The sequence below is a fragment of the Microbacterium sp. KUDC0406 genome (assembly GCF_021582875.1).
Lineage (GTDB): Bacteria > Actinomycetota > Actinomycetes > Actinomycetales > Microbacteriaceae > Microbacterium.
In genome coordinates this window covers 724,343-744,565 of record NZ_CP091138.1, presented here as the reverse complement: position 1 = coordinate 744,565, position 20,223 = coordinate 724,343, and the positions used below count along the sequence as shown (strand labels likewise).

Here is a 20,223-nt window from a genome sequence, read left to right as displayed (position 1 = left end):
ATCAGGCGATCGAGTCGGTGCGACGCCGCCCGTACCGCAGCAGTCCGCCGAGCATGACCAGCAGCGCGCCGAACGCGCCCAGCATCCACGCGACGGTCCCGCCGGTGACCGGCAGCTCGCCGTGAGCAGGAGTCGTGTGGCTCGTCGCACATGTCCCGTCGCAGGCGCCGCCCTCACCCGCGACCGCCACGTTGCGCAGAGTCGCGTCGAAAGCATCGGAGCGCACGGTGACGCGGTAGGTCACCGACGCCTGCTCACCGATCGCGAGGGCCGGGACCCGCCACGACAGGGTCGTTCCCGACAGTGACAGCCCGCCGGGCAGCGGCTCTGCGAGGTCGGCGTCGTCGAGCACGTCCGACAGATCATCGGTGACCGTGGCCGAGGCGACCGGCGCGGGGCCGTCGTTGAGCACGGTCAGCGTGTAGTCGATCACTGTCCCAGGAGCGACCTGGGTTCCCGACGCCGGGTCGCTGGTCTTGCGCAGCGTCCACAGCGGCACGGGATGCTCGGTCGTGCACGGCTCCTCCGTGGTGCACTCCTCGGGGTCGACGGGGCCGGTGCCGGACACGGAGTTGCGCAGCGTCGTGCCCCACACCCCGTCCGCGACGGTCACCGTGTACGAGATCGACACGTCCTCCCCGACCGCGAGGTCGGGGATCGCCCACACCAGAGTCGTGCCGTCGAGCGTCAGCCCTTCGGGCAGGTCGCCGAGCGTGGCGAGGTTCAGCACGCCGGACAGGTCGTCGGTCACCTGCGCTCCCGACAACGGCACGGGCCCGGTGTTGCTCGCCGTGAGCGTGTAGGTGATGTCGTCGCCGGGGCGCACGGCGCTCGCGCTGCCCGGGTCGGCGGTCTTCGCCAGCGTCCAGGAGGGCACGGGATGCTCCGTCTCGCGGCACTGCTCATCGTCGGTGGGACAGGGGTCGGGATCGGGCACGTCGCCGGCTCCGATCACGACATTGCGCAGTGTCCTGCCGGCGGCGTCCTCGGTGACGGTGACCGTGTACGACACGGTCACCTGCTCTCCGGGCGCGAGGTCGGGTATCGCCCAGCGCAGCGTGCTCCCGGCCAGGGTCACCCCATCAGGCAGCTCGCCCAGCGTCGCCGACGAGAGCACGTCCGACAGGTCGTCCTCAGCGATGGCACCGGTCAGCAGGGCGTCCTCCGAGCTGTTGCCGGCGGTCAGGGTGTACGTGATCTCATCGCCCGGAAGGACGGATGAGCCGCTCTCGGGATCCGAGCTCTTCGTCAGCGTCCACTGCGGCGTGTACAGCTCTGTGGTGCGGCAGTCCGCATCGTCGGCCGGGCAGTCCTCGGGATCGGGCACGTCGCCGGCACCGGTGACGCTGTTGCGGATCGTCACCCCCACCGCGTCCTCATCGATGGTCACGGTGTACGAGATCGACGTGCTCTCCCCGCGGCGAGGTCCGGCACCGACCAGGTCAGCCTGGTGCCGTCCAGCGCGAGGCCATCCGGCAGGTCGCCCAGTTCCGCATGCGAGAGCACGTCGGCGAGGTCATCGACCGCCTGCGCACCGGACAGCGCACTGGATGCCGTGTTCTGAGCTGTCAGCGTGTAGGTCACGGTCGCACCGGGCTGCACTGTCGAACCGCTCTCCGGGTCCGACGACTTCGTGAGCGTCCACGAGTTGTACGCGTTGACGAAGGTGATCTGCGGGAAGTCCTTCAGCGGGTCGTCCTCGCGAACCACCCATTCCCTCAGCTGATCACCGCTGTCGGCGTCGGTGAGCACCGTGGTGGCCTGGAGCACTCCGTCATCGTCCCTGCTCGGCGCGGTGCACATCCGATACCGGGCGGTGTCGTACGTGACGCCCGTCAGCGGCGGTTCGGGGATCTCCTCGGAGTACACGAAGCAGTAGGTCTGTCCGAGTGCCTCGTCAGTCAGGATCGGCGCCACCTGCCGCCGTACCAGCGACTGCTGGCCGTCGCTCGCCCCGGGCATCTCGAAGACGGCTCCGTCGATGGGCAGATCGGCGATGGTCGCCGACGCCTCATCGTCGGGCACCACCCGTACGCTGAACTCCCCGTCGGACATGTCACGCCCGAGCAGGCGCTTGAACACGTCGTACTCGAACGGCGTGCGGTACACGTTCTCGAACGACTGGGTGGGGGCGGTCACGGCCGTTTCCAGCGTGCCGGAGCCGTCGTCGGTGACGTGCACGGTGGCGGTGAGCACCCGGTCGACGTCGTATGCGATGTCCTCGATCGGATCCGAGCTGGGCAGCTCGCGGATCTCGTAGCTGTAGTCGCCCGGTTCGCTGAAGGTGATCGGGCCGAACTCGCCGATGCGGATGCCGGGGCCGCCGGCGTCGGAGCCCGCCTCGACCGTCACTGTGGTGTCATCGGGCATCGGCGCGCCGTCCAGCCCGGTGATCGCGAAGCTGAAGCTGTCGCCGGCACGCCAGTCCCGGCCGAGGAGCCGCTTGTTGAAGCTGATCGAGGCAGTCCCGGGGCCGGCGGCGTAGGTGTTGTCGAAGCCGACCGTCGGCGTGGCCGTGTCGCGCGAGTCGAACGAGGTGCTGCCGCCGCCGGTGTCGGTGACGACCGTCCGCACCCACATCTCGTTCTCATCGAAGTCGTACTGGGGCGAGATCGCGACGGTGTGCGCGGTGTCGTCGTAGGAGACACCACCGACATCGGTGTCCTCTTCCGTGATCACGTAGGTGTAGGTCTTCCCCAGATCGTCCTGGGTGAAGGTGATCGCAGGCAGCGTGGTGACGGCTGCAGGCGTGCCGTCGGGCGAGTCGATGGGGTTCGTGAACACCTGGCGAGCATCGGCCCATCCGAGCCGGTCGCGGGATGCGGCATCCTGCGCTTCGACGACGATGCGGAACTCGCCCGGCCGCGCGTCGCGGCCGGTGAGCGTCTTGGTGATGACCAGGTTGGAGTAGGGAACCAGCGCCGTGAACGTGTTCACCAGAGTGCTGTCGTCGTTCGCCGTGGACACCTGGGCGTCCAGGCTGCCGCTCAGCCTCCCGTCGACGGGCTGATCAGAGACCACGACCGTGTACACGATGGTGCGCGTGTCGGTCTGCACCCCCGGCGGTGCCGGATCGGCTCTCTCCGTGACGGCGAACCTGTACGTGCCCTGACGCGTGAAGGTGATCTGATCGAAGAGCACATTCGGGCTGCCGCCCGAGGCGGGGGCAGTGGCCGTCGCCGTCGCCGGCGAGGGCAGCGTCACCCACCCGTCCGAGATCGCCGTCGCTGTGGAGTCGTCGGCGGCCGCCACGTCGAACGTGAAGACGTCGTTGTCCCCCAGTCCCGGCCGTCGAGGGTCTTGGTCGCGCCGAGGGTCACGTCCGCGGGGTCGGGGGTGTACGTGTTGACGAACACCGGCCCGTCGTCCACGGCGCCGTAGTCGCCGCTGCCTGCGGCACAGTCGCCCCACGGGGCGTCGTCCTCGACGTCGCCCTGCGTCGTCCGGCACAGGGTGACGGCGGGTGCGATCAACGCACCGTCGTCGGTCTGCTGCGAACCCACGTCGATCCGGAAGAACCACACCGCGTCGGAGAGCTCGAGATTCGGTATCGCCGGGTCGAACGGAAGCTCCTGGGCCTTGTAGTAGTAGACGTGGCCGACATGCTCGGTGGTGTAGTGCAACGCCGGCGATGGCACACTGATCCTGCCCGGAGTCGCCTGCACATCAGCACTGTCGCCGTCGCCCGTGAACAGCAGCTCCGGGCCGTCGGCGTCCTGCTGCACCGCGCTGAACCGGAAGCCGTAGGGGATCAGCGGTGGTCGGGTGCCGTCCACGGTCAGCGAGGCGTCATCGACTCTCTTGAAGATCTCGAGGCCCCGATCCAGGGAATCGATGCCCCACGTGTTCGTGAACGTCGCAGGCGATGTCGCCGGCTCGTCCACCGCGTCACCCGCATCGTCCGCGATCCGCCGCAGCGTGGTGCTGGCGTGCAGCGCGCCTTCGCCGTCATCCGTGACGGTCACCTGCCAGCGGAACGCAGCCTGTGAGTCGGTGACCCCGGCGACGCCGGTGGGCAGCTCGACGATGTTGTAGGTGTATGTGCCGGGGTCCGTGAAGGTGACGCGCCCGAACCCGACCGCCTGCCCCTGTTCGGTGATCTCGCCGCGCACGCAGCCGGTGTCGCCCTCCTGCTCGTCCGCGGGCAGCGGAGCGGGGGCCGACGCGATGGGACAGAGGCGCATCGTGTAGGTGCCGTCCAGCCAGCTGGGCACCATGGCCTTCGAGGCCGTGACGGTGTCGATCGCCACTGGATCGGCATCGTACGAGTTGGTCCACGTCAGCCGCGGGATCGTGGACTGCGGCACCGAGATGGTGCCGCCCGTGACATCGGGGCGGACGGTTCGTACTGCTCCGGCGGATCCTGTTCCGCGACGGAGTAGCCGGCGCCGTCGGGCAGTCCCATGACCCGGGCGTACTGCCCGTCGGTGAGCTCGATGGTGCCGCCGCTCGCGACAGCGCCGGTGCGCTGCGACTCGTTCTGCGCGTTGAAGACCCGGTACGGGAACTGCCGGTCAGCGGCCACACCGCTCAGGGTCACCGTGAACGCGAAGGTCTCATCAGGGTCGGGCTGCAGACCCGCCCGGTCGGTGGTGACCTGCTTGGCGATCTCGAACGCACCCGGCACGTCGTACTGCATCCAGCCGTTGTTGCCCAGGCGGATGCGCACCGACTGGCCCGTGCTCGGAACGACCGTGCTCTGCCGGGCGTACGGATCGGTGTCCGTGAGGTTCGACTCGGGACGCTGCTCGGCACAGGTCAGAGCGGAGTCGATCCACCGCACGTCCTCGTCGGCGCACTTGGGCATGTCGAGGTTCTCGATGCGCTCCGACAGGTCGTAGAGCCCTGCCGGCGCCACCATGCGACCGTCGACGGCGTGAATGCTCACCCCGGTCGACTGGCCGGAGAGCAGGATCGCCTTCGTCGTCTCCAGATAGACCGTCGTCTTCTCCGGCTGTGACCCCTGTGCGGCCCCCGGCGGCACGCTGTAGGCGACCTCGGTCCAGTACACGGGAGTGTCGTCGCCGAGCGCTGCCCACTGCGCCGGGGTGATCACCGCCGCCTGGTTCGGCGAGGTGAGCAGCACGGAGTCGCTCACGAAGCGGTAGAAGTCGTTCCGCGACGACGGCCGGAAGGTCGCCATCGTCTGCGACTGACGGGTCGTGCCATCGGTGGTGAACGCGTTCGCATAGAAGCGCACCGACCCGTCGTCGGCCGTGTTGGCGGCCAGATAGGAGGCCAGTGCCTGCTGATCGGCCGCGGACAGTGCCGTCGGATCGGTCAGCGCGGCCGCGACGCCCTCCTTGGGCGCGGCCTTGTAGTAGAGATGCACAGGGTGCGACTCGTACCAGTTCATGCTGACCGGGTCGCCGTTGCCGTCCTCGACGATGCTCGAGTTGACCATGGGCAGCAGAGCCACCGGTATCCGGAAGGTGACGACGTCCCCCACCGCCGCTGACGGACTCGATTCGACCGTCACCACGATGTTCGACACCGACGACGCGGGGAAGATGTCGTTCGACTGGTATGTCCCGGTGAACGTGTAGGTGGTCGTGTTGCCCTCGGTGCTCGATCCGGTGGGGGCGAACACCGTCGGGTCGCAGTCGGCGCCACCCGGCGTGGACTGCAGAACCGAGCAGAAGACGATGCTGTCCATCTTGCTGACCCGCATGAACTGTCCCAGCGGATCGGTGAAGGTGACGTATCCGTCGGTGTTCGGGTCGGGCGTCGTCGTCTCGATCGGCAGGGTGGGTTCCTCCTCGACCACCTGGCTCGCGATCCGCTCGAACACGTTCACGAGTTCGGCCGCCGTGTTGGGGGCGTCGAAGGTGGTGTTGTACCTGAGTTCGTCGTAGCTGGGGCTGTAGTCGATGGCGTCGACATCGCCCGACCCGCCTCCGATGACGCCGGTGGGCTGATTCACGCGGAAGCTCGAGGAGCTGTTCACGAGCACGTTCGGGACGCCGCCGCCGGCGAACGTCGTCATCGCCCCGGCGAACGAGGTGGCCATGGCGTTGTCGGGACTGGTCTGACCCGACGCCGGAAGGGTGCCCCGAGGGTCGAGCGTCGCATAGGCGAGCTGTCTGCCCTGCGTCTGCAGCGCCGACATCCCCAGCCCGACGGTGTAGATGTTCGTCTCGATCGGCGAGAACCCGTGGGCGGTGTTGAACGATTCGTCGTTGTAGACGTCGGTGACCTGGTTCTTCAGGTAGGCGGCCGACATCGCCGCCAGGAACCCGTTGCCGTAGTACTGGGTCGCCGTGGGCGATCCGGGACCCTGGTTGGCCGTGATGCTGCCGCGAAGATTCCACCACTGCGCGTCGTTCGCCGAGAAGGTCGGCTCCCCGTCGGAGAAGAGGATGACGCTGGGGATGTGCTGCTCCTCACCCGCGACGTCGCTGGTGTCCTGGCCGGCCAGGATCGCCCGTGCGCGGTCCACACCGCGCTGGATGTTCGTCGACTGCGTCGAACCGCTCACCGTTCCGACCTGGAGGTTGCTTCCGGCGGTGCGGATGGTCATCGCGTTGTTCTGGAAGACGAGCGACGCGTACTCGCCCGTCGACCCGTAGAAGCTCGGCTTGGCGAGATCGGTGAGAGTCGTCGCACCGGTGCCGAACGCGACCATGCTCACCCGTGCGTCGGGATCGGCCTCGACGATGTAGTTGATCGCGGCATTCACACCCTGCACCATCGCGTAGGCGCGCGAGTTCGTGTAGTTCGACGACGAGTTGCAGTAGCTCGAGCTGCCCACGCACTGCGTCATCGAGTACGAGTTGTCGAGCACGAGGACGAGGTCGATGACGGGCTTGCGCGTCGAGGTCACCTGCCGCGTCGTGCCCAGGGCCGACAGCACGACCGCCATCTCGTCGTCGGCGATGTCCAGGTCGTGATCGACATCGGCATCCGCGGCCTCGTCGTCATCGGAGAGCACCGTCTTGTCGGTCCAGATCCTCCCTGCGTTCAGGGACAGATGCTCGCCGGGGTTCTCGGAGTCCGGGAGCGAACCGGGGTAGCGGTGCCATGATGCGTAGTCGGCGAGCTTCTCCGTCGGTGAGACGCCGTTCGGCAGAGGACCTTCGGCTGCGGCCGGACCGCCCACCCAGACGAGCCCGGAGGCCAGAAGGAGACCCGAGAGGAGTGCTGCGATGCCGGGACGTGCTCTGTGTACTGACCTCTTCTGAACCCGCACCTGTTGCGATTGCATGCGCCGACGTCCCAAGACAGCCTCCGATTGTCCGCTGCCTGCGACTGCAGGTGTTCAGCGCCTTGACGATCCTTTTGTCAGTATTGCGCTGACGCGGTGGTCGTCACAAGGGTGATTCACAGCAAGGAGGAAGCCTCTCCAGGTTCGCAGCCGATCAGGCGTGGCCGGCCCGCTCCATCGCGCGCAGTTCCTTCTTGAGATCCTGCACCTCGTCACGCAGTCGGGCAGCGAGCTCGAACTTCAGCTCTTCGGCAGCGGCGAGCATCTGCCCGGAGAGGTCTTCGATCGTGGCTTCGAGCTGCTCGGCGCCCTCGGCCGCGATGCCCTCGCGGCGCAGGTTCGGCGTCGGAGACTTGCCCTTGCCGCTCTTGCCGGCCTTTCCGCGGCCGGCCTTCATATCGGCCGTGTCGGCCGCCTCCCGTGCCAGCACCTCGGTGATGTCGGCGATGCGCTTGCGCAGCGGCTGGGGATCGATGCCGTTCGCCTTGTTGTAGGCGACCTGCTTCTCGCGGCGCCGTTCGGTCTCCTCGATCGCGTTGCGCATCGAGTCGGTCATGTTGTCGGCGTACATGTGCACCTGCCCCGACACGTTTCGCGCGGCACGACCGATGGTCTGGATGAGCGAGGTGCCCGAGCGCAGGAACCCCTCCTTGTCGGCGTCGAGAATCGCGACCAGCGACACCTCGGGAAGGTCGAGGCCCTCGCGCAACAGGTTGATGCCGACCAGCACGTCGTACACGCCGGCGCGCAGCTCGGTGAGCAGCTCGACGCGGCGCAGCGTGTCGACGTCGGAGTGCAGGTACCGCACCTTCACACCGTGCTCGCCGAGGAAGTCGGTGAGCTCCTCCGCCATCTTCTTGGTCAGGGTCGTGACCAGAACGCGCTCGTCGCGCTCGACCCGGATGCGGATCTCCTCGAGCAGATCGTCGATCTGGCCCTTCGACGGCTTGACGACGATCTCGGGATCGACCAGGCCCGTCGGCCGGATGATCTGCTCGACCACGCCGTCGGCGATGCCCATCTCGTACTTGCCGGGGGTCGCCGACAGGTAGACGGTCTGCCCGATCCGGTTCTTGAACTCGTCGAATCGCAGCGGCCGGTTGTCCATCGCGCTCGGCAGCCGGAAGCCGTGCTCGACCAGGGTGCGCTTGCGCGAGGCGTCCCCTCGTACATCGCACCGATCTGCGGGACGGTGACGTGCGACTCGTCGATGACGAGCAGGAAGTCGTCGGGGAAGAAGTCGAGAAGCGTGTGCGGCGGCTCGCCCGCCTCACGACCGTCGAGGTGCCGGGAGTAGTTCTCGATGCCGCTGCAGAAGCCCAGCTGCTGCAGCATCTCGAGGTCGAACGTGGTGCGCATGCGCAGTCGCTGGGCCTCGAGCAGCTTGCCCTGCCGCTCCAGCTCGGCGAGGCGCTCGGCGAGCTCGGTCTCGATCGTGCCGATCGCGCGCTGCACGACGTCGGTGCCGGCCACGTAGTGCGAGGCCGGGAAGATCGGCACGGCGTCGAGCTTCGCGATCACCTCGCCGGTGAGCGGATGCAGCGAGTAGAGCGCCTCGATCTCGTCGCCGAACAGCTCGATCCGGATCGCGTGCTCCTCGTAGACCGGGATGATCTCGATCGTGTCGCCGCGGACCCGGAAGTTGCCGCGCGAGAAGTCGACGTCGTTGCGGTTGTACTGCATCGAGATGAACTGCCGGATGAGGGCGTCGCGGTCGTACCGCTCCCCCACCTGCAGAGCCACCATCGCCCGCAGGTACTCCTCCGGTGCGCCGAGGCCGTAGATGCACGAGACCGTGGAGACCACGACCACGTCGCGCCTGCTGAGCAGCGAGTTGGTCGTCGAGTGCCGAAGTCGCTCGACCTCGGCGTTGATCGAGGAGTCCTTCTCGATGAAGGTGTCGGTCTGCGGGACGTACGCCTCGGGCTGGTAGTAGTCGTAGTAGCTGACGAAGTACTCGATCGCGTTGTTCGGCATGAGCTCGCGGAACTCGTTGGCCAGCTGCGCGGCGAGCGTCTTGTTGTGCGCCATCACCAGCGTCGGGCGCTGCACCTGCTCGATGAGCCAGGCCGTCGTCGCCGACTTGCCGGTGCCGGTCGCGCCGAGCAGCACGACGTCGGTCTCACCGGCGTTGATGCGCGCGGCAAGGTCGGCGATCGCCTGCGGCTGATCACCGGCCGGCGCGTACTCGCTGACGACCTCGAACGGGCGGACCGAGCGCGTGGGTTGCATCCCTCTAGCCTAAGAGGGGCCGCCGACATCGGGGTCGGGGTGTCACGATCATGCGGACAGACATCAGCCCGCAACGCACCAGAGCAGGGCCGCCGGCCGAAGATTGCGGCCCCGATCCGGGCAGGTCAAGCTACGAGGATCGCCGATGCCTCAGCCACCTCGGACGACCACGTCGTCGTCCCACCGTTCAGCAGGGTCATCGTGCCGTTTACGTTCACAGGCCCCGCATGGTCTCCGACCATGTTCAGGGTGAGGTCCCCTCCCTGACTCGACGGAGTCTTCTGGAATACAAAGGTTGTGGAAGGTCCGAGGCCACCTTCAGAGGGTGTGACCTGCACCCAGCCCTGAGTATTGGGCTGAGTCAACGTCATGGGCTGGTCGAACACCAGAGTGATCTGGATGATTCCGTTCGCCGGAGGCTGCTGGTATGGGTTACCACCGTCGTAGGAGATTCGCGTGGAGAACCTGACGTTGAGGCCAGAACCCGCGGGATCAAGCGTCGCAAAGGTTCCCGTCGCCTCAGAATCCCAGAAGTAGTTCGCCTCGTCATTCGGCGCCTCACTCGCGGCGGCCAACGGCACGGCCGTCGCCACGGCGACGACGGGCACCGACCACGCGGCACCCTTCAGAACGGTTCGGCGGGAGAATCCGCTCTTCGGCTCACTCATTCGGTCGCACCCCTCAGCGATCGTAACCGGGTGGCACATTCGGGTGTATGTGCGGAGCCTCACAATACCAGGGCTTCCTGCGCTCTCACTGACACGCGGCGATCCGCTCCCACGCCTGGTCGACCTGCTCCAGGGTCTGCTCCAAGGTCCCCGCCGTGTCGATCACGATGTCCGCGATCGCCCGGCGTGCGGCATCCGGCACCTGTGCGGCGATCCTCGCCTGCGCCGCCTCGCGGGTCATGCCGCGCAGCTCGACCAGTCTTTCTACCCGCAGCTCGGCAGGAGCATCCGCGACGATGATCAGATCCCAGGGATCGTCCACGCGGGCCTCGACCAGAAGTGGCACGTCGTAGACGACCACCGCGTCGCCGTCCGCCGCGAACGCGGCGGCGAACCGGTGCGCCGACTCCGCCTTCACCGCCGGATGCACGATGCCGTTCAGCCGGGCCAGCGCCGTCTCGTCGCCGAACACGCGGGCGCCGAGCGCCGCGCGGTCCAGTGAGCCGTCCGGCAGCAGCATCCGGTCACCGAACTCCGCGGCGATCTCATCGAGCACCGGCGATCCCGCCGTCTGCACGTCCCGCACGATCTGATCGGCATCGACGATGACGGCGCCGTGCTCGGCGAGACGGGAGGCGATGGTCGACTTGCCCGAGGCGATGCCTCCGGTGAGCGCGATGAGCGGCATGGGACAATCCTGGCACTTGAGCGCGTTTCGTCTCACTCCGCTCGCTCAACGACCCGCAAGAAGGACACCGGAGATGCGGAACGGGCCGCCACCCGAAGGTGACGACCCGTTCCGTCTGTGCGATCGATCGATCAGCTGTTGCCCCCGGAGAGCTTCTCGCGCAGAGCCGCGAGAGCCTCGTCGTCGGCGAGCGTGCCGGCGCCGGCCGAATCGCTCGAGAAGGCCGAACCGCCGAAGTCCTCGCCGGCCGCGGCCTCGGCCTCGGCGGCCTTGATGACCTGAGCCTTGTGCGCCTCCCAGCGAGCCTGGGCAGCGGCGTACTCCTGCTCCCATGCCTCGCGCTGGGCGTCGAAGCCCTCCTTCCACGCACCGGTCTCGGCGTCGAAGCCCTCGGGGTACTTGTACTCGCCGTTCTCGTCGTACTCGGCGAGCATGCCGTACAGGGCCGGGTCGAACTCGGTGCCGTAGGGGTCGACCGACTCGTTGGCCTGCTTCAGCGACAGCGAGATGCGGCGACGCTCGAGGTCGATGTCGATGACCTTGACGAAGACCTCTTCACCCACCGACACGACCTGCTCGGCCAGCTCGACGTGCTTGCTGGAGAGCTCCGAGATGTGCACGAGGCCCTCGATGCCGTCCGCAACGCGCACGAACGCACCGAACGGAACGAGCTTGGTGACCTTGCCCGGGGTGACCTGGCCGATGGCGTGGGTACGGGCGAAGACCTGCCACGGGTCCTCCTGGGTCGCCTTCAGCGACAGCGAGACGCGCTCGCGGTCCAGGTCGACCTCGAGGATCTCGACGGTGACCTCCTGGCCGACCTCGACGACCTCGGAGGCGTGCTCGATGTGCTTCCACGACAGCTCGGAGACGTGCACGAGGCCGTCCACACCGCCGAGGTCGACGAACGCACCGAAGTTCACGATCGACGACACGACGCCCTTGCGGACCTGACCCTTGTGCAGGTTGTTGAGGAACGTGGTGCGCGACTCGGACTGCGTCTGCTCGAGCAGAGCGCGGCGCGAGAGCACGACGTTGTTGCGGTTCTTGTCCAGCTCGAGGATCTTCGCCTCGAGCTCCTGACCCAGGTACGGGGTCAGGTCGCGGACGCGACGCAGCTCGATGAGCGACGCCGGGAGGAAGCCACGCAGGCCGATGTCGACGATGAGGCCGCCCTTGACGACCTCGATGACGGTGCCGGTCACGACGCCGTCGTTCTCCTTGATCTTCTCGACGTCTCCCCAGGCGCGCTCGTACTGCGCACGCTTCTTGGAGAGGATCAGACGGCCTTCCTTGTCCTCCTTCTGGAGGACGAGGGCCTCGACCTTGTCGCCGACGGAGACGACCTCGTTGGGGTCGACGTCGTGCTTGATGGAAAGCTCACGGGAGGGGATGACGCCCTCGGTCTTGTAGCCGACGTCGAGCAGAACCTCATCGCGGTCGATCTTGACGATCGTGCCCTCGATGATGTCGCCGTCGTTGAAGAACTTCAGAGTCTTCTCGACCGCGGCCAGGAAGTCCTCGGCAGATCCGATGTCGTTGATCGCGACCTGCTTGGTGGCCGGGGCGGTCGTTGCGCTAGTCATGTAGTGGGTTGTCCTTGTTGATGGATGATCGGGCCTCGGAGCACGGTCGCGCACGACCGGTTCTCGCTCTTCGGCGAATGGAAGGTGATTTCTGCCACGCAGGCACACGAACGCGTGCCACGAGTGACACTTCAGGTTACCAGATCGGCCGGGGCTCCTCCATCCGGTTCCGGACGTCGTCATGAGATGCTGATCCGATGACCGACCGCCTCATGCTGCTCGACACCGCTTCGCTCTACTTCCGGGCGTTCTACGGTGTGCCCGACACCGTCAGGGCCCCGGACGGCCGGTCGGTCAACGCGGCACGCGGTCTGCTCGACATGATCGCGAAGCTGGTGTCGACCTACCGTCCGACGCAGCTCGTCGCGTGCTGGGACGACGACTGGCGCCCGCAATGGCGCGTCGACCTCATTCCCAGCTACAAGACGCACCGGGTCGTCGAAGTGATCGTCGGCGGACCCGACGTCGAAGAGGTGCCCGACCCCCTGGAGCAGCAGATCCCCGTCATCCGCGAGACGCTCGCCGCGCTCGGCATCCCGATCGTCGGCGCGGCGGAGCACGAGGCCGACGACGTGATCGGCACCCTCGCCACGCGCGCCGGCGTGCCGGTCGACATCGTCACCGGCGACCGCGACCTGTTCCAGCTCATCGACGACGCCGCCGGCGTGCGCATCGTCTACACAGCGCGCGGCATGAGCAACCTCGAGATCCTCACCGATGAGACGGTGGTCGCCAAGTACGGTGTGCGCCCCTCCCAGTACGCCGACTTCGCGACGATGCGCGGGGATGCCTCGGACGGCCTGCCCGGTGTGAAGGGCGTCGGCGAGAAGACCGCTGCCGCCCTGCTGCAGAAGCACGGCGATCTCGCCGGTATCAGATCGGCGGCGGATGCCGGAGAGGGAATGAGCGCGTCGGTCGCGGCGAGGATCCGCGACGCCGGGGACTACCTCGACATCGCACCGGCCGTCGTGCAGGTGGCCAGGAGCCTCGATCTCGAGGTGCCGACGTCGCGCCTGCGTCCGCTCGACCCCGCCGAGCAGGATGCCGCGAACGATCTCGCCGAGCGCTGGAACCTCGGCGCCTCGATGACGCGTGTGCTCGCGGCGCTGGCCGGGACCGCCTGAGTCAGTCCGCCCAGGCGCGCAGCCGGTCCAGTCCCCAGGTCGTCACGATGCGGCTCGCGGGCACGCCGGCGAGCTCGGCGCGCTCCGCACCGTGATCGATCAGGGAGAGCTGCCCCGGCGCGTGCGCATCTGAGTCGATCGAGAACAGGCATCCCTCCTCCAGCGCGATCGCGATCAGCTCGTCAGGCGGGTCCTGCCGTTCCGGCCGGGAGTTGATCTCGACCGCGACCCCGTGCTCGGCGCACGCGGAGAAGACGGCTCTGGCATCGAAGTCCGACGGCGGCCGGGTGCCCCTCGACCCCTGCACCAGCCGCCCGGTGCAGTGCCCGAGCACGTTCACCCGCGGGTTCGAGACGGCGGCGACCATCCGCCGGGTCATCGGCGCGGCATCCATCCGCAGACCGGAATGCACGGATGCCACGACGATGTCGAGTTCGGCGAGCAGCCCGGCCTCCTGGTCGAGCGCCCCGTCGTCGAGGATGTCGACCTCGATACCGGCGAGCACCGTGAGACCGGCCCCGGACTGTGCGCGCACCAGCGGGATCTGCTCCCGCAGCCGCTCGGCCGAGAGCCCGCGAGCCACCCGCAGCCGCGGCGAATGATCGGTGATCGCGCAGTACTCGTGTCCGAGCGCTCGGGCCGCCTCGACCATCGACTCGATCGGCGTCGTGCCGTCGGACCAGTCGGTGTGCGCGTGCAGATCGCCGCGCAGCATCGCCCGCAGCGCGGATCGGCGCTCGGGCTCGACCGACCCGCGCAGTTCGACGAGATAGTCGGGCACCTCCCCCGCGTCGGCCTGTCGGATGACGGCGAACGTCGACTCGCCGATCCCCTTGACCGCCCGCAGCCGGGAGGGGTCGGCGCGGACCTCATCCGGCAGGTCCTGCAGCGTGGACGCCGCCTGCCGGAACGCCTTCGCCCGGTACCGCGACGCCCGTTCCCGCTCCAGCAGAGCGGCGATCTCGAGCAGTGCGGCGACGGCGTCCACGGCGTGATCCGGTCAGGAGGCGGCGAGCTCGCGGGTCGTCCGCACCCATTCGCTCAGCTTCGCCGCAGCCCTGCCGTCGTCGACGGCGGCGGCGGCGCGCTCATATGCGTCGCGCAGCCGTTCGACGATCGGCACCTGGGTGAGGCTCGCGTCGCGCGAGAGCTCGAACGCGACGACGCCGGCCGCGGCGTTCAGGAGCACGATGTCGCGCACCGCACCGCTCTCGCCGTCCAGGGTGCGACGCAGCACGTCGGCGTTGTGCGCGGGCGAGCCGCCGATCAGGTCGGACAGGTCAGCGAGCGGGATGCCGAGATCGCGGGGGTCCAGGTCGTGCTCGTGGATGTCCCCGCGGGCGACCTCCCAGATGCGGCTGTGCCCTGTGGTGGTGAGCTCGTCCAGACCGTCGTCTCCGCGGAACACCAGAGCCGTCGCGCCCCGGGTGCGGAAGACGCCGGTGATGAGCGGAACGCGGTCGAGCTGCGCGACGCCCACGGCGTTCGCCTCGGCCCGCGCGGGGTTGCAGAGCGGGCCGAGCATGTTGAAGACCGTCGGCACGCCGAGCTCGGCTCGCGTCGTGCCCGCGTTCTTGAACCCGGGGTGGAAGGCGCCCGCCCACGCGAACGTGATCCCGGTGCGGTCCAGCACGGCGGCGACGTGGTCCGGTGAGAGCGAGAGGTCCAGCCCCAGTGCGGCGAGCACGTCGGATGAGCCCGATGCCGAGCTCGCGGCCTTGTTGCCGTGCTTGACGACCGGCACGCCCAGGGCGCCGATGATGATCGCCGCGGTGGTGGAGACGTTCACCGTGCCGATCCGGTCGCCGCCGGTGCCGACGATGTCGAGCACGTCGGACGAGACCGGCAGCGGGACGGCGGCCTCGAGGATCGCATCGCGGAAGCCGACGACCTCGTCGATGGTCTCGCCCTTCGCGCGCAGCGCGATCAGGAATCCGGCCAGCTGGGCCTCGGACACCTTCCCCTGCATCACCTGGCGCATCGCCCACGTCGACTCCCACACGCTCAGGTCGCGTCGTTCCAGAAGAGTCGTGAGCAGATCGGACCAGGTGAGGAGTCAGCCATAGCTGCGATCCTATAGAGGCACCCGCCGTGCACCCCACCGGATGACGGATGATGCCGGATCGATGCATCCCGGGCACCCTCCGCGCGATTGCGCGGATTCCGGGCTGATTCGCAGGTGGTTCTTAGGTTCGCCTAAGTGCGGATCGGGCGAAACGGGCGACGATGGTGCGAGATCGGCGTCGCGAATCGGCCATAATGGAACCGTGACCACCTCAGCGACCTATGCCCCGGCAGCAAGAACCATCAAGCGGCCAAATCCGGTAGCTGTCGGCACCATCGTGTGGCTCGGCAGTGAAGTCATGTTCTTCGCGGGACTCTTCGCGATCTACTTCACTCTCCGCAGCACCTCACCCGAACTCTGGGGTGAGCGCACCGAGATGCTGAACGTGCCCTACGCGTTCGTCAACACACTGATCCTGGTGTTCTCGTCGTTCACCTGCCAGATGGGCGTGTTCGCGGCCGAGGACCTGCAGCCCTACCGGCTCGCGAAGGGCCAGCTGAACGCGGCCGGCCGTCGCCGCCTGTTCGGCTGGGGCATGGTCGAGTGGTTCTGGGTCACCTTCGTCCTGGGTGCGATCTTCGTGTCGGGCCAGGTCTGGGAGTACGCGCAGCTGACCATGGAGGGCATGCCGATCTCGGCCGACTCCTACGGCTCGGCCTTCTACCTCACCACCGGTTTCCACGCCCTGCACGTCACCGGCGGCCTCATCGCGTTCCTGCTCGTCATCGGACGCGCGTACGCGGTCAAGAACTTCGGGCACAAGGAGGCGACCTCCTCGATCGTCGTGTCGTACTACTGGCACTTCGTCGACGTCGTCTGGATCGTGCTGTTCATCGTCATCTACTTCCTGAAGTGAGAGCGGAGCGAATCCCCGACATGGTACGAGAGAAGAAGCGTCGCTCACGCGGCCGTCGCAGCCCGTTCGCCGCCATCGCGCTGATCGGCGCCGGCCTGCTGATCACCGGTGGCGTGTACGCCGGAGCATCCGCGGCCATGGCCGCGACGGACGCCAAGACGCAGGCCTCGGCTGAGCTCACCGTCGACGACGGCCAGAAGCTGTTCCAGGCGAACTGCGCCACCTGCCACGGCATGAACCTCGAGGGCACCGGCGACGGCCCGACGCTGATCGGCGTCGGCGAGCTGGCCGTCGAGTTCCAGATGTCCACCGGTCGCATGCCGCTGCAGATGCAGGGCCCGCAGGCGCCGCAGAAGCACCCGCAGTTCAGCGAGGAGCAGATCCGCGCGGTCGCCGCCTACGTGCAGTCCGTGGCCCCCGGCCCGACCTTCCCGAAGGACGAGATCCTCGACGGCAAGGGCGATGTCGCGCACGGCGCCGAGCTGTTCCGCATCAACTGCGCGATGTGCCACAACGTCGCCGCGGCCGGAGGCGCGCTCACCGAGGGCAAGTACGCGCCCGCTCTGACCTCCACCAGCGCCCTGCACATGTACGCGGCCATGGTCACGGGTCCGCAGAACATGCCGGTGTTCGGCGACATGAACCTCTCCGACGAGGACAAGCGCGACATCATCTCGGCGCTGCTGTTCCAGCAGGACGCGGTGCAGATCGGCGGCTTCACGCTCGGTTCGCTGGGCCCCGTGTCCGAGGGCCTGTTCATCTGGATCTTCGGGATCGGCGCCCTCGTCGCGCTGACCGTGTGGATCACGGCGAAGTCCAACTGACGCATTTCAACTGAAGAGGAACGTACGAGGAGCACCATGGCACACGACGACGACACGCAGGCTCTCGACAGGGCCTACCAGCCCTCGCCGGGGCTGGGCGTCGCAGTCAGCGATCCCGTGCACAACCCCGGTCTTCCGCAGCATCGCGAGCGGATGACGGACAAGGACCCGAAGGCCGAGAAGGCCGCGGTCCGCACGGTCTACACCCTCTTCTACCTCTCGCTCGCGGGCAGCATCTGGGCGGTCGCCGCCTACATGCTGTTCCCGATCGAGAGCGGCGCGCTGGTCGACATCAGGTACAACAACCTGTTCATCGGTCTCGGCATCGCGCTGGCCCTGCTCGCCATCGGCCTCGGCGCCATCCACTGGTCCAAGGCCCTGATGAGCGACAAGGAGTTCATCGAGTACCGGCATCCCACCCGCGGCCGCGACTCGACGCGTGAGGCGTCGATCAAGGCGTTCGCCGACGCGAACGAGGAGTCCGGCTTCGGCCGCCGGGTGATGATCCGCAACTCGATGATCGCCGCTGTCGTGGCCTCGATCATCCCGGGCGTCACGCTGTTCCGCGGTCTCGCTCCGCACTCGACGCCGGACGACCCCGACGCGGGCGACCCTGTGGCGCTGCTGAAGCAGACCATGTGGGACAAGGGCGTCAAGCTGGTCCGCGATCCGGACGGCACGCCCATCCGCGCGGCGGACGTCACGCTCGGCTCGGCCGTGCACGTCATCCCCGAGGGCCTCACCGAACTCGGCCACGACGGCGGGATGCTCGAGGAGAAGGCCAAGGCGATCGTCCTGCTGATGCGCCTGCGCCCCGAGCAGCTCATCGAGAGCGACGACCGCAAGGACTGGTCCTACAACGGCATCGTCGCCTACTCCAAGGTGTGCACGCACGTCGGCTGCCCGGTGGCGCTGTACGAGCAGCAGACCCACCACCTGCTCTGCCCGTGCCACCAGTCGCAGTTCGACGTGACCGAGCACGCCAAGGTCATCTTCGGACCTGCTGCGCGGCCGCTGCCCCAGCTGCCGATCATGGTCGACGACGAGGGCTACCTCGTCGCGCAGAGCGATTTCCACGAACCCGTCGGTCCGAGCTTCTGGGAGCGTCATTGAGCACCGCAACCGTTACCGAAAAGCCCTCGTCCGAGAAGGCTGAGAAGCCTCTCGGCGGCCGCTTCATCGGCGCCACCGCGAACTACATCGATGAGCGCACCAGCCTGTCGGGCTTCGTCAAGGAGCTGGGTCGCAAGATCTTCCCCGACCACTGGTCGTTCATGCTGGGTGAGATCGCGCTCTGGAGCTTCGTCGTCGTGTTCCTCTCGGGCACGTTCCTGACGTTCTTCTTCCAGGCCTCGATGGTGCCCACGCACTACACCGGCGCCTACGCTCCGATGCGCGGCATCGAGATGTCGGCAGCGCTCGAGTCGACGCTGCACATCTCCTTCGACCTGCGCGGCGGCCTGCTGGTCCGGCAGATCCACCACTGGGCCGCGCTGGTGTTCGTGGCCGGCATCGGCGTGCACATGCTCCGCGTGTTCTTCACCGGTGCGTTCCGCAAGCCGCGCGAGCTGAACTGGGTGATCGGCTTCGTGCTGTTCATCCTGGCGATGGCCGAGGGCTTCACCGGCTACTCGCTCCCCGACGACCTGCTCTCGGGCAACGGCCTGCGCATCATCGACGGCATGGTCAAGGGCCTTCCCCTGATCGGCACGTGGACCTCGTTCCTGCTGTTCGGCGGTGAGTTCCCCGGCAGCGACATCGTCGGACGCCTGTACACGCTGCACATCCTGCTGCTGCCGCTGCTCGTGATCGCGTTCGTCGGTCTGCACCTGATGCTGATGGTGATCAACAAGCACACGCAGTTCGCTGGCCCCGCCCGCACGAACGAGAACGTCGTCGGCTACCCGATGATGCCGGTCTACATGTCGAAGATGGGCGGCTTCCTGTTCATCGTCTTCGGCACTATCGTGCTGATCGCCTCTCTCTTCCAGATCAACCCGATCTGGAACTACGGCCCGTACGACCCGTCTCCAGTCTCTGCGGGTACCCAGCCCGACTGGTACATCGGCTTCGCCGACGGCGCACTGCGTCTGGCTCCGTCCAACCTCGACGTGGTCTTCCTGAACCACACCTGGTCGTTCGGCATCCTGATCCCGGTCGCGGTGCTCGGACTGTTCATCGTGCTCGTCGCGATCTACCCCTTCATCGAGGCGTGGGTCACCGGTGACAAGCGCGAGCACCACATCGCCGACCGTCCGCGCAACGCGGCGACCCGCACCGCGATCGGCGTCGCCGGCGTGATCTTCTACGCCGTGCTGTGGGCCGCCGCGTCGTCCGACCTCATCGCGACGCACTTCATGCTGACGATGGAGGGTGTCATCCATACCCTGCAGGCGCTGCTCTTCCTCGGACCGATCCTCGGATACTTCATCACGAAGCGCATCTGCATCGCGCTGCAGAAGAAGGATCGCGAGATCGTGCTGCACGGCTACGAGTCGGGTCGTATCGTCCGCCTCCCCGGCGGCGAGTTCATCGAGGTGCACGAGCCCGTCGACGTGTACGACCGCTGGAAGCTCATCGACTACGAGACCTACGAGCCGCTGGTCGTCCGCCCGAACGCGAAGGGTCGCATCCCCTGGACGCAGAACCTGCGTTCGGCGATGTCGCGCTGGTTCTTCGAGGATCGGCTGCAGCCGCTCACCCAGGCGCAGATCGAAGAGGCGGACGCCCACCAGCACCACGCGCTGGCCGAGATGGATGCGACCGAGGCGGCGGAGATCGCGGGAGCGCACGAGCGCGCTGGTGTCTCCGACGAAAGCCAGGTCGCCCCGGCCACGGATGCCCCGATCGGTGAGACTCCGAACACGCCGAGCTCGGTCATCGCGACCGACCCGGTCAAGCGGCCGCGCAAGAAGAAGGACGAGGACGGCGAGTAGTCTCGCTCCTCTCCCTGCGGAATCAAGGAAGGCCCCGTCT

14 protein-coding genes and 1 pseudogene are annotated in these 20,223 nt (G+C 67.6%); 5 read left to right on the top strand and 10 right to left on the bottom strand.

Annotated elements, in window-relative coordinates; translation table 11 throughout:
- Position 1 precedes the first annotated feature (1 nt).
- From L2X99_RS03835 to rpsA, 8 genes and pseudogenes are all read right to left on the bottom strand, one after another.
- Positions 2-1,390, bottom strand: coding sequence for a DUF7927 domain-containing protein (locus L2X99_RS03835; protein ID WP_236125000.1), 1,389 nt, complete (start codon positions 1,388-1,390; stop codon positions 2-4).
- Positions 1,387-3,252, bottom strand: a complete 1,866-nt coding sequence (locus tag L2X99_RS03830; RefSeq protein WP_236125001.1) for a Spy0128 family protein — start codon at positions 3,250-3,252, stop codon at positions 1,387-1,389. Before L2X99_RS03830 ends, L2X99_RS03835 begins: the two co-directional genes overlap by 4 nt.
- Complete coding sequence (locus L2X99_RS03825; RefSeq protein ID WP_236125002.1) at positions 3,201-4,307, bottom strand: Spy0128 family protein; 1,107 nt, start codon at positions 4,305-4,307, stop codon at positions 3,201-3,203. The genes L2X99_RS03830 and L2X99_RS03825 overlap by 52 nt, the downstream gene beginning before the upstream one ends.
- Positions 4,280-7,099, bottom strand: coding sequence for a vWA domain-containing protein (locus L2X99_RS03820; RefSeq protein ID WP_236125003.1), 2,820 nt, complete (start codon positions 7,097-7,099; stop codon positions 4,280-4,282). The genes L2X99_RS03825 and L2X99_RS03820 overlap by 28 nt, the downstream gene beginning before the upstream one ends.
- A gap of 259 nt (positions 7,100-7,358) precedes the next feature.
- Positions 7,359-9,436 (bottom strand): annotated as a pseudogene (uvrB, locus tag L2X99_RS03815) (excinuclease ABC subunit UvrB).
- 125 nt (positions 9,437-9,561) lie between these two features.
- A complete protein-coding gene (locus tag L2X99_RS03810; protein ID WP_236125004.1) occupies positions 9,562-10,104 on the bottom strand; it encodes a hypothetical protein in 543 nt (180 codons plus the stop codon).
- Positions 10,105-10,189: 85 nt separating this feature from the next.
- Entirely contained in the window at positions 10,190-10,792 is a 603-nt protein-coding gene (gene coaE, locus L2X99_RS03805) for a dephospho-CoA kinase (RefSeq protein ID WP_236125005.1), read from the bottom strand.
- 131 nt (positions 10,793-10,923) lie between these two features.
- Positions 10,924-12,378, bottom strand: a complete 1,455-nt coding sequence (rpsA, locus tag L2X99_RS03800) for a 30S ribosomal protein S1 (protein ID WP_236125006.1) — start codon at positions 12,376-12,378, stop codon at positions 10,924-10,926.
- A 197-nt stretch (positions 12,379-12,575) separates the two neighbouring features.
- Here rpsA and L2X99_RS03795 point away from each other — a divergent pair, with 197 nt between their 5' ends.
- Complete coding sequence (locus L2X99_RS03795) at positions 12,576-13,502, top strand: 5'-3' exonuclease (protein ID WP_236125007.1); 927 nt, start codon at positions 12,576-12,578, stop codon at positions 13,500-13,502.
- Between the two features lies 1 nt (position 13,503).
- Here L2X99_RS03795 and L2X99_RS03790 read toward each other — a convergent pair whose 3' ends face one another.
- Together L2X99_RS03790 and trpD are read right to left on the bottom strand one after the other, a co-directional pair.
- Positions 13,504-14,490, bottom strand: coding sequence for a PHP domain-containing protein (locus tag L2X99_RS03790; protein WP_236125008.1), 987 nt, complete (start codon positions 14,488-14,490; stop codon positions 13,504-13,506).
- Between the two features lie 12 nt (positions 14,491-14,502).
- A complete protein-coding gene (trpD, locus tag L2X99_RS03785; RefSeq protein ID WP_236135904.1) occupies positions 14,503-15,540 on the bottom strand; it encodes an anthranilate phosphoribosyltransferase in 1,038 nt (345 codons plus the stop codon).
- Positions 15,541-15,769: 229 nt separating this feature from the next.
- On the opposite strand from trpD, the gene ctaE reads away from it, so the two are divergent.
- From ctaE to qcrB, 4 genes are read left to right on the top strand one after another with little or no spacing between them, the layout of a single operon-like run.
- Positions 15,770-16,423, top strand: a complete 654-nt coding sequence (gene ctaE / locus L2X99_RS03780; RefSeq protein ID WP_442923495.1) for an aa3-type cytochrome oxidase subunit III — start codon at positions 15,770-15,772, stop codon at positions 16,421-16,423.
- A gap of 20 nt (positions 16,424-16,443) precedes the next feature.
- On the top strand, positions 16,444-17,247 hold the full coding sequence (gene qcrC / locus L2X99_RS03775; RefSeq protein ID WP_236125011.1) for a cytochrome bc1 complex diheme cytochrome c subunit: 804 nt from the start codon (positions 16,444-16,446) through the stop codon (positions 17,245-17,247).
- A gap of 36 nt (positions 17,248-17,283) precedes the next feature.
- On the top strand, positions 17,284-18,360 hold the full coding sequence (gene qcrA / locus L2X99_RS03770) for a cytochrome bc1 complex Rieske iron-sulfur subunit (protein ID WP_236125012.1): 1,077 nt from the start codon (positions 17,284-17,286) through the stop codon (positions 18,358-18,360).
- On the top strand, positions 18,357-20,183 hold the full coding sequence (gene qcrB / locus L2X99_RS03765) for a cytochrome bc1 complex cytochrome b subunit (RefSeq protein ID WP_236125013.1): 1,827 nt from the start codon (positions 18,357-18,359) through the stop codon (positions 20,181-20,183). The genes qcrA and qcrB overlap by 4 nt, the downstream gene beginning before the upstream one ends.
- The last annotated feature ends 40 nt before the right edge of the window (positions 20,184-20,223 follow it).